This window comes from Desulfovibrio sp. An276 (assembly GCF_002159665.1).
In the GTDB taxonomy this organism is placed as follows: Bacteria; Desulfobacterota; Desulfovibrionia; order Desulfovibrionales; family Desulfovibrionaceae; genus Desulfovibrio; species Desulfovibrio faecigallinarum.
Map to the genome: position 1 here is coordinate 1 of NZ_NFJC01000054.1, position 12,650 is coordinate 12,650.

Annotated in this window: 13 protein-coding genes; 7 read left to right on the forward strand and 6 right to left on the reverse strand. The window is 56.9% G+C overall.

Going from position 1 to position 12,650, the window contains the following annotated elements:
- Positions 1 to 143 precede the first annotated feature (143 nt).
- Together B5F76_RS13710 and alr are read right to left on the reverse strand one after the other, a co-directional pair.
- Entirely contained in the window at positions 144 to 251 is a 108-nt protein-coding gene (locus B5F76_RS13710; protein ID WP_087355563.1) for a DUF4160 domain-containing protein, read from the reverse strand.
- A gap of 105 nt (positions 252 to 356) precedes the next feature.
- Entirely contained in the window at positions 357 to 1,496 is a 1,140-nt protein-coding gene (alr, locus tag B5F76_RS13715; protein ID WP_087355565.1) for an alanine racemase, read from the reverse strand.
- A 266-nt stretch (positions 1,497 to 1,762) separates the two neighbouring features.
- Between alr and tgt the strand changes: the two genes are divergently transcribed.
- The 3 genes from tgt (at position 1,763) to B5F76_RS13730 (ending at position 4,696) form a co-directional block, all read left to right on the forward strand.
- Positions 1,763 to 2,899, forward strand: coding sequence for a tRNA guanosine(34) transglycosylase Tgt (gene tgt, locus B5F76_RS13720; RefSeq protein WP_087355567.1), 1,137 nt, complete (start codon positions 1,763 to 1,765; stop codon positions 2,897 to 2,899).
- 79 nt (positions 2,900 to 2,978) lie between these two features.
- A complete protein-coding gene (gene era, locus B5F76_RS13725) occupies positions 2,979 to 3,953 on the forward strand; it encodes a GTPase Era (protein WP_087355569.1) in 975 nt (324 codons plus the stop codon).
- A 20-nt stretch (positions 3,954 to 3,973) separates the two neighbouring features.
- Positions 3,974 to 4,696 carry a YggS family pyridoxal phosphate-dependent enzyme gene (locus B5F76_RS13730; RefSeq protein WP_087355571.1) on the forward strand — a complete coding sequence of 241 codons (723 nt, stop codon included), beginning with the start codon at positions 3,974 to 3,976 and terminating at the stop codon, positions 4,694 to 4,696.
- Positions 4,697 to 4,699: 3 nt separating this feature from the next.
- Here the strand turns inward: B5F76_RS13730 and B5F76_RS13735 are convergent, their stop codons facing one another.
- Positions 4,700 to 5,359, reverse strand: a complete 660-nt coding sequence (locus B5F76_RS13735) for a DUF4125 family protein (RefSeq protein ID WP_087355573.1) — start codon at positions 5,357 to 5,359, stop codon at positions 4,700 to 4,702.
- A gap of 116 nt (positions 5,360 to 5,475) precedes the next feature.
- On the opposite strand from B5F76_RS13735, the gene B5F76_RS13740 reads away from it, so the two are divergent.
- From B5F76_RS13740 to B5F76_RS13750, 3 genes are read left to right on the forward strand one after another with little or no spacing between them, the layout of a single operon-like run.
- Positions 5,476 to 6,426 carry a DUF4037 domain-containing protein gene (locus B5F76_RS13740; RefSeq protein WP_087355575.1) on the forward strand — a complete coding sequence of 317 codons (951 nt, stop codon included), beginning with the start codon at positions 5,476 to 5,478 and terminating at the stop codon, positions 6,424 to 6,426.
- Positions 6,427 to 6,483: 57 nt separating this feature from the next.
- Positions 6,484 to 7,827: a TrkH family potassium uptake protein gene (locus B5F76_RS13745; protein WP_087355577.1), complete on the forward strand. Its 1,344-nt coding sequence runs from the start codon at positions 6,484 to 6,486 to the stop codon at positions 7,825 to 7,827.
- 27 nt (positions 7,828 to 7,854) lie between these two features.
- Positions 7,855 to 8,511 (forward strand): potassium channel family protein, encoded by a 657-nt coding sequence (locus B5F76_RS13750; protein ID WP_087355579.1) that lies wholly within the window; start codon positions 7,855 to 7,857, stop codon positions 8,509 to 8,511.
- A gap of 103 nt (positions 8,512 to 8,614) precedes the next feature.
- On the opposite strand, the gene B5F76_RS13755 is transcribed toward B5F76_RS13750, so the two are convergent.
- Together B5F76_RS13755 and B5F76_RS13760 are read right to left on the reverse strand one after the other, a co-directional pair.
- Positions 8,615 to 9,829: an AI-2E family transporter gene (locus B5F76_RS13755; RefSeq protein ID WP_162608864.1), complete on the reverse strand. Its 1,215-nt coding sequence runs from the start codon at positions 9,827 to 9,829 to the stop codon at positions 8,615 to 8,617.
- 46 nt (positions 9,830 to 9,875) lie between these two features.
- Positions 9,876 to 10,676: a TrmH family RNA methyltransferase gene (locus B5F76_RS13760; RefSeq protein WP_087355582.1), complete on the reverse strand. Its 801-nt coding sequence runs from the start codon at positions 10,674 to 10,676 to the stop codon at positions 9,876 to 9,878.
- Positions 10,677 to 10,761: 85 nt separating this feature from the next.
- On the opposite strand from B5F76_RS13760, the gene B5F76_RS13765 reads away from it, so the two are divergent.
- Positions 10,762 to 12,156 carry a LysM peptidoglycan-binding domain-containing protein gene (locus B5F76_RS13765; RefSeq protein WP_087355584.1) on the forward strand — a complete coding sequence of 465 codons (1,395 nt, stop codon included), beginning with the start codon at positions 10,762 to 10,764 and terminating at the stop codon, positions 12,154 to 12,156.
- Positions 12,157 to 12,420: 264 nt separating this feature from the next.
- Here the strand turns inward: B5F76_RS13765 and B5F76_RS15200 are convergent.
- Positions 12,421 to 12,650: hypothetical protein (locus B5F76_RS15200; protein ID WP_204218427.1), on the reverse strand; the 230-nt coding region annotated here is incomplete at its 5' end.

Below are 12,650 nucleotides of genomic sequence, written 5' to 3' on the forward strand. Positions count from 1 at the left end.
AAGCAGTATATCGAATCCCAAAGAACTCCCAACTAAAGGCAAACTTGCCAAGCTAGGGGCGCCTTATATCCTCCCCCTGAAGGGAGAGGTTTTACGGCGCGCTTGATAATCATGATATGCCTCCCTTTAGGATCTCTCGTTTTTCATGAACGATCTTGGTTTCGCACATGGATATGAGGAGCTTTTGTAGGATTTCCTTCATTTGAGTAGAAGAAAAAACGATATCCTCCAATGATCAAAATGGCTGGCATGGGTTCTCCGTTTTGTGTGAGAATATCGATTTTTGAGAGCGTCGTCTACCATTGGCATAACGCTAGGGGCTAAAATACTTGTACATTTGGGCCAACAACTATCCACTATTCGTGCCAGACGCGGGCATTGGAATTGCCCACAAGGCAGATGACCTCGTAGGAGATGGTGCCAAGCTTCTCGGCCCATTCCTGTGGAGTCACAGGTTTGACACCTGGGAGAGCCTCGCCGCCCAAAAGCCAGAGCTCGTCTCCGGCCTTCACATCTTCCATGCCGCTTACGTCAAACATTGTCATATTCATGCACACGCGCCCCACAGAGCGCACCCTCTTGCCGTGGAGAAGAGCGTCCAGCCTTGATGTGAGTGCGCGGGGCAGGGCGTTGGCGTATCCTGCACCTGCAACGGCAATCTTCATGTCGCGGTCCGCGTGGAAAAGGTGGCCGTAGGAAATGCCCTCGCCCTTGCGTAAGGAAGTTACCTGCAGGATGGGAGTGGAAAGGCTCATGGTCCACTCAAGGTTTGCGCCCAGAGTTTCCTTGCTTGTGCCGGCAAAGGGATTGCCGCCGTAGAGGACAACGCCCGGGCGGGAGATGTCTTCCATGTTGTGCCTGTAGGTTGTGTCCAACACGCCAGCCGAATTGAAAAGGCTTGCCTTCATGTCCGGGAAGGCCGCGGCAAGGCCTGTTGCCATGCGCTCGAAGCGATCTACCTGTACCAGGGTGTAGTCGTGCCGCTCAGGGATGTCCGCGCAGGAGCAGTGGGAGAGGGCAAGCCTTGGCACAAGATTTTGGTTTTGCCTGATCTTTTCAATCACTTGCGGCAGTTGTTCCTCGCGAAAGCCCTGTCTGTGCATGCCTGTTTCAAGCTTGATGGCAAGGGAGAGGGGGTGATCCTTCGTTGCCCTGGTACTTGCAGCCTCAAGCTGTTCCATGCTGCAGACAAGGGGCATGAGCCCATTGGCTGTGACAAGCTCCCAGTCCTCGTCTGTCACCTGCGCCATGAGAGGTACTATGTCCTGTAAAAAGCCTGCCTCGCGCAGGGCACGGCCCTCGTCCGCGCAGCCAACGGCAAAGCGTTCGGCTCCCACCGACGCCAGGGCTCTTGCGCATTCGAGAAGGCCATGGCCGTAGGCGTCGGACTTCAGGACCGGCATGAGCATTGCGGGATTGCCGCAGCGCAGAAAGTTGCGCTTCAGGGCTCCGAGATCAATGTGGCACAGGGTGTGGGAAAACTTGCAAGGCGTCATTGGCGCGCTCCTGGGGTGGGGCCTCATGGCCCCCTTGGGAATAGGTCGCCTTCTTTCCCCCTTGATTGTATGAACATGTGGCTACGCTTGGGACGCGCTGCCCGGGGGATTTGAAGGTGAAACGCGGGGAAAGTATCCTTTTGGCCCATGTCTTGCAAGCGCGATCTGAGCCACAAATCCCGGCACTTGCTATCAGTGCCGATTTGAGCCACAAAGACGCCTGACGCCCGCTTGCGGGTAAGACCAACAGTACGAAAGGAGAGAGTATGGCTTGTGCCTTGAGCCTCATGGCAACGGACAACAGGGCAAGGGCAGGTATCCTGCACACGGCCCACGGCGACATTCCCACCCCCATTTTCATGCCCGTGGGGACAGTCGGCTCTGTCAAGGCAGTTGCCCCGGACGATTTGCAGGCCATAGGCGCGCCCATCATCCTTGGCAACACCTACCATCTCTATCTGCGCCCGGGCCACGAGCTTGTGGCACGCCACGGAGGATTGCACGGCTTTGCCTCCTGGCCTGGATCCATTCTCACGGACAGCGGCGGCTTCCAGGTCTTCAGCTTGAGTTCGCTTCGCAAGATACGCGAGGAGGGGGTGGAGTTTCGCTCCCATCTCGACGGCTCAAAGCACCTCTTTACCCCGGAAAAGGTTCTCGACATTCAGCTTGCCTTGAATTCCGACATCATGATGATGCTCGACGAATGCGTTCCCTACGGGGCAAGCCGCGAGTACACGGAAAAAAGCCTTGGCCTCACCAGCCGCTGGGCAAAAAGGGCCATAGACGCCTATCCTCCCGGTTCGGCACCAAACCTTCTCTTCGGCATCACCCAAGGGGGCTTCTACAAGGATCTGCGAACCCGCTCGGTTGAGGAGATCTGCGCACTGAACTTCGACGGCTTTGCCATAGGCGGCCTTTCCGTTGGCGAGGCCAAGCACGAGATGTACGATCTTCTCGACCACACGGCAGCCCTTTTGCCAGCGGACAAGCCCCGCTACCTCATGGGTGTGGGAACCCCCCTGGACATAGTGACAGGCATTTCCATGGGCATAGACATGTTCGACTGTGTCTTGCCCACCCGCAATGCCAGAAACGGCACGCTCTACACCTCGGTTGGCAAGATCAACATTCGCGGCAAGAAGTACGCGGAAGACGATGGCCCCCTGGATCCGGCCTGCCAGTGCTATACCTGCAGGACCTTCTCGCGCGCCTATCTGCGCCATCTCTATGTGAGCAAGGAACTCTTGAGCTTCAGGCTCAATTCCCTGCACAACCTGACCTATTTTCTCAATCTCGTGCGCGGCGCACGCGCTGCCATCCTGGAAGGGCGTTTTGCCGAATACCACGCCCAAATCGCTGACCTCTATCCCGACGAATGGGCCAAGGGGCAGGGTTCTGTCTAGGCAGAGGCTCCTGGCAGAAGGGCAAGGACGAGATCAGGCATCGGAAGTTTTTGCAAACGAAATACAAGGAGAAATTACGTTGAGTACTTCTACCCATCGCTGCGGCTGGGTGGCCATCATGGGCCCGCCCAACGCAGGCAAGTCCACCCTGCTCAATACCCTTATCGAGCAGAAGGTCACCATCGTGACCCCCAAGCCCCAGACCACGCGCAACCAGATCGTGGGCATCCTCTCGGAAAAGGATCTGCAGATCGTCTTCATGGACACGCCAGGCCTCTCCCAGGGCCGCGGCCAGCTCAGCAAGACAATGCTGCAGGCCGTGTGGCAGAGCCTGCGCCAGGCTGAAGTCATCATGCCTGTGCTCGACGCCCACAACTACATCCTGCATCCGGAATATCTGGACAAGGATATGGAGCCCATCATCGAGGCTCTGCGCGGCGAGACCAGACCCATTGTGGTTGTGGTCAACAAGATCGACCTCTTTGGCGACAAGAGCCGCATGCTGCCCCTTCTGACAAGGCTGAACGAGCTGTGGCCCGAAGCAGAGATCTATCCCCTCTCGGCCCTGAACAAGGACGGCGTAGAGGGATTGAAGCAGGTTTTGCGGGACAAGCTTCCAGAGCGCGGCCCCCTCTTCCCCGAGGATCAGGTTTCTACCCTGCCTGTGCGCTTCATGGCCTCGGAACTCATCCGTGAAAAGCTCTTCCTGCATCTGCGCGAGGAAGTGCCCTACGGCACTGCCGTGACCATCGAGAAGTGGGACGAGAACACGGAAACAGGCCAGACCCTCATCTACGCCACCATCTACGTGAGCCGCCCCATGCACAAGGCCATGGTTATTGGCAAGCAGGGCGCCATGATCAAGAAGATTGGCACAGAGGCCAGGCAGGACATTCAGCAGCTTTTGGACGGCAAGGTGCACCTTGAGCTGTGGGTCAAGGTGCGCGAGCACTGGAGCGAGGATTTGAACTTTATCGGCGAGGTCGAGCTGGAAAATCTGGGCATTCCCCTGGACGGAAGCGACGGGAATGACGGATATGATCTCCGCAGCTGAGCCGGTGGGAGGTGATTGGTATGGACGCTGAAGAGAGGACGCTTGCCCAGCGCTACGAGGCAGTGCTCGAGCGGCTGGACAGGGCCGTGACACAAGCCTTGCGCAAAAGGGACGAGGTGCGCCTCATCGCCGTGTCCAAACTGCACCCAGCGGCCATGGTGGCCGAGGTTGCTGCTTTAGGACAGGTGGACTTTGGCGAAAACTACGTGCAGGAGGCGCTCGAAAAGCGCGAAAAGCTTGCGACTTTGGGTGTTCAGAGCCTTTCCTGGCACATGATAGGCCATGTGCAAAGCCGCAAGGCACCCCTTGTTGCAGGCCACTTTGCCCTCATCCACACCCTGGATTCCGCAAAGCTCGCCACAGCCATCGAGAAGAGGCTTTGCGAGCAGGACCAAATCCAGAAGGTCCTCATAGAGGTGAACGTTGGAGAGGAAAGCCAGAAGAGCGGCATAGACGCGGAAAAACTGCACGAGCTTTGCGATCACGTGGCACAAAACTGCCCGCACCTTGATTTGCAGGGACTCATGTGCATCCCGCCTGTCTTTGACGCAGGGGAGGCTGCGCGCCCCTACTTTGCAAGGCTGCGCACTTTGGCAGAAGAGCTTCGCACCTACACTGGTCGCCCCCTGCCCGAACTTTCCATGGGCATGTCCGGGGACTTCGAGTGGGCTGTGCTTGAGGGCGCAACCTTTGTGCGTGTGGGCACGGACATCTTCGGACCGCGCCCGCCGAAAAAGGTGTAGGGATTAGGAGCGGGCCTTTTTCGCCCGCTCTTCTTCCAGGGCCTTGACCGAAGGGTAGCCGTAGGCCTTGACCATGGAGTCAAGGTTCTTTTCGGCAAGGTTTACCCCCTTGTCCCTTGCCTCAAGCACATGGCGGTAGAGGGCCTGCAGAGTCTTTTCCCCGTAGGTCAAAAGCTCGCCCTCAAGGTAGGTCTCGAAGGATGTGCCGCGGTAATCCTCGCTTGAGCGAAGGGGGCGTCCGGTTGCCCGCACGTGCGGGTAGAGCCTGTCGCATTCAGCCTCCCAGGCCACGTGCATGTCCACAATGGCACGCACAAGACTTTCCCTTTCGAGGGTGATTGGTGGAAGCTGGTCGCGGATGCCTTCAAATTCCGCAGGATGGGTGCGGCGCATCATGTAGCCATACTTTTCCGCAAGGGGATTTCTGCCTTCCTCGATAGCCCTTTCCAGATCCCTTTCATAGAATTTAAGAGCGTCGTTGGGCCAGTTGGCAAACTGGCTTTGGCGCATGATGGCAAAGGTCTTGGGGCTGTTCTGGCAGTCCGCACGGCCGCCCATGTTGTTCACTTCCTGGAAGAGAGCCCATTCCTTGTGCACAATGCGATCCGTAAGGGCAGATCTGTCCGGCTCCAGGGCCGTGCCATGTTCCTTTGACGCTTCCATATCTCACTCCTTCCTGTCTTCCTGCATATCGGGACACAGGCAATTTTTCATCTTCACTACCCCTTTGCCCCTTGCCTAGCAATGCCGGGCATAATGCACACAAGCGAGGATACGCCATGAGTACAGTACGCGGACTCGAACTGTCCCGAAAATTCTATGAGGAGTGCGGCAAAAAACTCATAGCCAGCGAGCTTGCAGAGCTCGAAGGCCAGATTGCCGCAGGCCTTGTGGGCGAGGGCTCGGAGTGCTTCGGCTTTGACGACGACATCTCCCGTGATCACGACTGGGGCCCTGCCTTTTGCCTGTGGCTGCCAGAGGATGTCCTGGTTGCCAATGCCGAGCGCATAGAGAAGGCTCTTTCCGGGCTTCCGGAAAGCTTCGAGGGCTTCAGAGTCCGCATGAAGCCGGAGGATCGCATGGGCCGCGTAGGCCTCATGCCCATAGAGGGCTTCTACAGGCGTTTTCTCAATGTGCCTTCCTGCCCCAAGACCCTTGGAGAATGGCGTGCCATACCAGAGCACTATCTGGCAGTTGCCACGAACGGTATGGTCTTTTGTGATCCATTGGGCAAGTTTTCTGCCATACGCGAGGAGCTCTTGCGCTTCTACCCCGAGGATCTGCGCCTCAAGAAGATAGCCGCGCGCTGTGTCGCTGCAGCCCAGGCAGGCCAGTACAATCTGCCCCGCATGATGGCGCGCCACTCCTACACGGCAGTGAGCATCTGCAGCGCCCGCTTTACCGAAGCTGTCATCAGCATGCTCTATTTATTGAACAAGAAGTACATGCCCTTCTACAAGTGGGCGCACGCAGGCCTTGCGAAGATAGGCAGTCCCCTGGCAGAGGGTGTGGGAGCCTCCCTGGAACAGCTTTGCTGCCTCACACCCTTGGAAAACACGGCCTCGGACTACGCGGCCCTTATCGAGGACATCTGCCAGCGCCTGGCAGACGAGCTGGTAGCCCAGGGCCTTTCCGACAGCAACGATCCCTGGCTTTACGAACAGGGTCCCACTGTGCAGGCACGCATACAGCACGAGGGCTTGCGGCGCCTTCCAGTCCAGTTTGACTAGAACGCGGCCTGGCCAGAATCGGGCAGGACGAAAAAGCCAATGGCATGAGGCGTTCGTATGGCCTTTGGAAAGAAAGTTTGTATCAGCCCCTCGCAAATCATCATTCTGGGGTACCTGGGACTTATATTCTGCGGCACAGGGCTGCTCATGTTGCCCTGGACCACCAGGGATGGCCTGGGAGCGAGCCTTGGAGATGCGCTGTTCACAGCCACGTCGGCCATCACTGTGACTGGTCTGGTTGTGCACGACACCATGCAGTACTGGTCGTTCTTTGGGCAGCTCGTCATTCTTCTGCTCATACAGACCGGTGGCCTTGGTGTTGTGACCATGGCCATTGCTGTGGCTGTCCTGACCGGCCAGAAAATAGGCTTTCGCCTTCGCTGGGTCATGCAGGAATCCATATCGGCTCCGCAGCTGGCAGGCATTGTACGCACTACGGGCTTCATTTGCCGTATTGTGCTCTGTGTGGAACTGGCGGGAGCGTTCCTTTTGGCCCTGCGTTTTTGTCCCGAAATGGGATTGGGGCAGGGCCTGTGGATGGCTCTCTTTCATGCCGTGTCTGCCTTTTGCAACGCAGGCTTTGATTTGATGGGGGCAAGGCAGGCCTATTCTTCCCTGACTGCCTACAGTGCGGATCCCCTGGTTTGCCTTGTCATTGCCGGACTCATCATCACTGGGGGCATAGGCTTTCTGACACTTGAGGACGTTCGCTGTCACGGTCCGAGATTCCGACACTACCATCTGCAAAGCAAATTTGTCCTGCTTGCCAGCGCCTTCCTGCTTGTCGCAGGCTTTTGCTACTTCTACTGTCTGGAGTTTTCATCAGACCGCTGGCAAATGTCTGAGTCCGAGGCTGTGCTGGCCTCCTTCTTTCAGGCTGTCAGCCCCAGAACCGCAGGGTTCAACAGTGTGGATCTCACGGCATTGAGCCCCATGAGTCAGCTGGTGACCATTTTGCTCATGCTGGTAGGGGCTGCGCCCGGTTCGACCGGAGGCGGCTTCAAGGTAACAACCCTGGCAGTCCTGTTCTTGGCATTGGTTGCCATCTTCCTGAATAGACGGGATGTGCGAGGCTTCGATCGCAGAGTCAGTGACGGCACGCTGCGCAAGGCTTCCGGCATCTTCATGTTTTTTGTGCTGTTGTATCTGACAGGCGGTATGCTCATCTGTTGCCTTGATGATCTGCCGCTCATGGTTGCCTTCTTTGAGGCTGCCTCGGCCATAGCCACTGTGGGCCTGACCCTGGGGGTGACTCCCGAGCTTTCCGATGCTTCGCGGGCAGTGCTGATACTGCTCATGTATTTCGGCCGAGTGGGCAGCCTGACTGTGCTCTTTGCTGTCTCCTCAGGCCTTCGTCAGGATGCGTTTCGTTACCCGGCGGAAGAAGTGGCTGTGGGCTAGGATGAAGACAACAATGGAGGGGGAAAGGTGAAATCCATCTTGCTGATAGGACTTGGACGTTTCGGCTGCCGTATGGCGAAGAAATTCCGTGAACTGAAGCACGACGTGCTTGCCATAGACAATGATGAGCAGAGGGTGAACGAGGCTTTGGACTTTGTCACCAGCGCCCAGATTGCCGACGCGACCAGTGAATCCTTCATACGTTCCCTTGGCGTGCGCGACTTCGACTTGTGCGTGGTGGCCATTGGCGATGACTTTCAGAGTTCGCTTGAGACAACATCCTTGCTCAAGGAACACGGGGCCAGATTTGTTCTTTCCAGAGCCTCGCGTGGGGTGCAGGCAAAGTTTTTGCTGCGCAACGGGGCAGACGATGTCATCTATCCGGAGCGCCAGGCTGCGGACTGGGCCGCCATGCGCTACAGCAGCGACCACATCTTCGACTATGTGAAGCTCTCGCCTGAATACTCCATCTACGAGATAGCCATTCCCGGGGAATGGCTGGGCAAGACGATCATGGAGCTGGCCGTGCGGCAGCGCTACAACGTGAATGTTCTGGGTATCCGGCGGGGAGCTCAGGGGGAAGAGCTTGAGCCCATGCCGCGTCCGGATCACTGTTTCCAGAAGGACGAGAGAGTTTTGGTACTGGGCAACGACAGGGATATGCAGCGTCTTCTGCGCCAGTAGGGAAAAGGAATTTGCTTGTCCCCGTACTGGACGCCAGGAGCATTTGATCGACAAAGCCCCCGCATGACTTGCGGGGGCTTTGTCGATCAAATGGGAATCGGGATCACGAGCCTGGCCTTGGGTGCCGCCTTGTCAGCCTTTTGCCGGAAATCCTGCCCAGGGGCAAAAGCCGCACCCGTCTCCTGGGCTGGACGGCTTGCGCAGTTTCTTCCGCAGTGCCAGCCTTTTGCGGAAGACCTGCCTGAACCAGGGTTGCCTGTACTGTCTCGCCCGTAGTCTCGTCAGCGAAGATCTGCCAGACAGTGATAAATATGGCAGCAAGCAGGGGGCCTGTCACAAAGCCGTCCATGCCAAAGAGCGTGAAGCCGCTCAATGTCGAGAGCAATATGAGGTAGTCCGGCATCCTTGTGTCGCGGCGCACCAGAATGGGGCGCAGGACGTTGTCTGCAAGGCCTATGACGCCGCCTCCGTAGGCTATGAGCACAATGCCGTCCACATAGGATCCTGTGGCAAGAAGATAGAGGGCTGTCGGAAGCCAGATGAGGGCAGCGCCAACCACAGGGATGAGGGAGAGGATGGCCATGGCAACGCCCCAGAGAACGGCAGCCCTGATGTCCAGGATCCAGAAGATGAGGCCGCCAAGAGCGCCCTGGGCCATGGCCACAAGAAGGCTTCCCTTGACCGTTGCCCTCATGACGCCGGCAAACTTGCTCATGAGAAGCTTTTCCCTGTGATCGCCAAAGGGCATGACGCGCACGAACATGGCACTGAGCTTCTTTGCGTCACGCACAAAGAAGAAGGCTACATAGAGGCAGATGGCAAGATTGGTCACGAAATTGGCTGCGCTTCCTCCAAAGGCCATGGTGTATTTGGCTAGGGATCCGCCCACCCGCACTGCGAGCGCCGACAGATCAGAGGAGAGCTGCGTCATGTCGTAGCCAAAGCGCGCAAGAAACTCCTGTATGGCAGGGAAGGATTGGTGCAGCCTGTCCAGAATGTCGCGCAAAACCTGGGGATTTTCGGAAATCTGGCTGTAGAGGAGAAGGGCTTCCTTGGCGCCTGTGTAGAATATCCAGGCAAGGGGCAGGATGATGAGAAAGAGCGCCAGAAGCACTGTGAGGAGTGCTGCGAGATTGGGACCAAGGTGATAGCGCAGCGTAAGGTTGCGCTGAATGGGCGTGAAGACTGCCGCTATGACAACGGCCCACAAAAGGACGTTGAAGAAGGGCAGCACGAGCCAGAAGAAGAGCGCTGTGGCCAGAAGAACCAGACAGAGAAAGGCTCTGGCCTCGAAACGTTGCATGTCTTGAAACAGCATGTGGCAAAATCCCGGTCGGAAGTGAAAAAAAAATGTGTGAGAGACCCTAAGATTTGTCTTGAGCTGTCGATAAGGAGGTTGAAAGGGCGTTGTGCGCCTGCGCCAGGGCAAGGAGAATTCCTCCTGCCTGGGCCACATTGAGGGAATCGAAAGAACGGCTGAAGGGGATCTTCAGCCACATCGAACACCTCTTCGCAACGCCCGGCCGCAGTCCCTTTTCCTCACTGCCAAGAACCACAACAGCGGGAAGCCTCAGCCCCTCAAGATAGGGGTTTTGTACGGGAGCAGCGCCGAACTGGCCGGTTCCGTAGATGGTAAATCCCCTTTCCTCGGCCTCATCCAGGGCCCTGGCAAGGTTCACGGCGCGGGACACGGGCAGGCGACCAAGAGCTCCAGCCGATGACCGTAAGGCTGCGGGGCCAAGAAAAGCTGAATTGTGCTCGGGAAGAAGCAGGCCTGCTGCGCCAAGGGCGTACATGGTTCTGGCAAGCGTTCCCACATTCCCCGGATCCTTGACCTGGTCGAGGGCAATAATAAGGGGAAAGGGCGCAGCCAATGCGTCTTCGAGAAGCCTTTCCAGCGAGACTGTGGGAACACAGGTCAATCTGGCAACCACACCCTGATGATGAGCTGGGGTATTGCCACTACGGCAGAGCCTGTCCAGCGCGGAGTTTTCCACCAGCGTGTAGTGAACATGGTTCTTTCTGCACAATTCCTGGATTTCGGAAAATTCCTGCGAGCGGCTTTGCTTGCGCAAGGCCACGCTGTCGATGCGTTCAGGCGATTCTCTCAAAAGTTCAAGCACAGGCTTGAGTCCGGGGAGAAGGACAGTGTCTCTTGATTCCATGACAGTCTCCGAAGAAGTTGTTTCTCTTGCGCTTTTTAGCTGAAGCAATTTCTTTAGGCAAGAAGATCGAATTTCCGGGTGCGACATGACCACTGCGAACCTTTCCAGTTCCACATTGTTCAGAGTGCTGCTTCTCTGTGTCCTTGCAACCGTTCTGTGTACGGGGTGTTCCTCGAAACAGGGCGGCCTTGACGCGTCCGGCGGTCTTGCTCTCAATGTGAAGGGGGCTCCGCTGACCACAAGCGAAAAGGAGGCTCTTGCCCAGAACAAGGGAAAGATCGCACGCCAGGTGCCCTCCTTTGCGGACAATGTTGTCGAACAGCAGGAAAAGTTCTATCTGCGCGGCGGCCGCAAGACCATGGAAGTTACCTCCAAGAGAGCCGAGCCCTACCTTGCCTACGCGAAGAGTGTTTTCCGTTCCTACAATATGCCCGAAGAGCTGGCCTACCTTGCCATGGTGGAAAGCGGCTACAACCCGAAGGCCAGATCCCGCGCGGGTGCAGCCGGTGCCTGGCAGTTCATGCCCTACACAGGCATGAAGTTCGGTCTTGCTCAGGACAAGTGGCATGACGAGCGTCTGGACATCTACCATGCGACCCATGCTGCAGCCCAGTATCTGAAGAAGCTGCACGACGACTTTGGCGACTGGCCTACGGCCATCGCAGCCTACAACGCTGGTGAAGGCAAGATGAGCCGCGCCTGCAAGGCAGCTGGCGAGCGCACCTTCTTTGGTGTCATGCAAAAGAACGGCAGGCTGGGCGAGGAAACAAGGCTCAAGGCAGAAACACTGCAGTACGTCCCACGCTTTCTGGCAGTGACCTCCATCATGGAAAATCTGCCACAGCTGGGCTTTGATCCCATCAACCCCGAGAGCGCAGACAGGGTAGTGCGGGTTCGCTTGAATCCCCGCACAAACTTGAAGGCCATGGCAAGCGCCTGCGGCATGTCCTGGAACGAATTCAAGACCTACAATCCCCATTTCAAGAAGTCCGTGAGCCACGCAAGCCAGCGCACCAATGCCTACGTGCCCGAGGCACGCGGCTCCATGGCAATGGCCTATGTACGCAATCCTGTACAGGTGTCCGGTACCATGCTGGCAGCAGCGGAGGCTACGGAAACGCCAAGAGTGCGCGCACGCGTTGCAGGCAGGGCAGGCACATATACTCTGCGCCCTGGTGACACTCTCACCAAGGTTGCCCGCAGGTACAATACCTCAGTGCAGGCTATCCTTGCAGCCAACAATCTGCGCGACGCCCACACCATTCACGCAGGCCAGACCCTTGCCATACCCGGCAGGACAACAGCCGTGGCCCAGGCAAGAACTTCCAGGGGTGGTGTGAACACCTATCAGGTCCAGCCGAAGGACAACCTCTGGCAGATTTCCCGCAAGCTCAACGTGAGCGTGGACGATCTGAAGCGCTGGAACAATCTGAGAGGTCAGGACATCCATGTGGGGCAGCGCCTTGTCGTGATGCGCTAGTGAGCTGTTCGTGACGAGCAAGTTCCGCGCTGGAAAATCAAATTCTGAAAAAGGGACATTGTTTCGTCATGACAGGAAGTTGCCGGCTGAACCAACGGGACAGCCGGCAACTTTTTTGACAAAAATGCAGAAATTTGTTGACAGACCCATGCCACAAGCGTAGAAGCCTCCCTCGCGCCAATTGAAAACGTCTTTGACGAACGCATTTGGGGCAGGCTTCAAGCCAGTCTGGAAGGCAGTTTCGAGAGCTTCCAAAAAAAAAGTTCAAAAAATTGCTTGACAGATGAAAATCGAAAAGCCTATAAAGAACTTTCCTGCGACTGGAAAGGAACGAAATTCTTCCGCGAAAAAAAATCGCGAAACGAAAAAAAAGTTCTTGACAGTCGATGAGGAAAAGGGCATAAAGCCCGACGCCGCTTGAAACGGCGGCAGGTTCTGGTTCATTGACAAGTGAATAGCGAATGGGAAGAGAACTTTGAGATTCTGATTTCTGC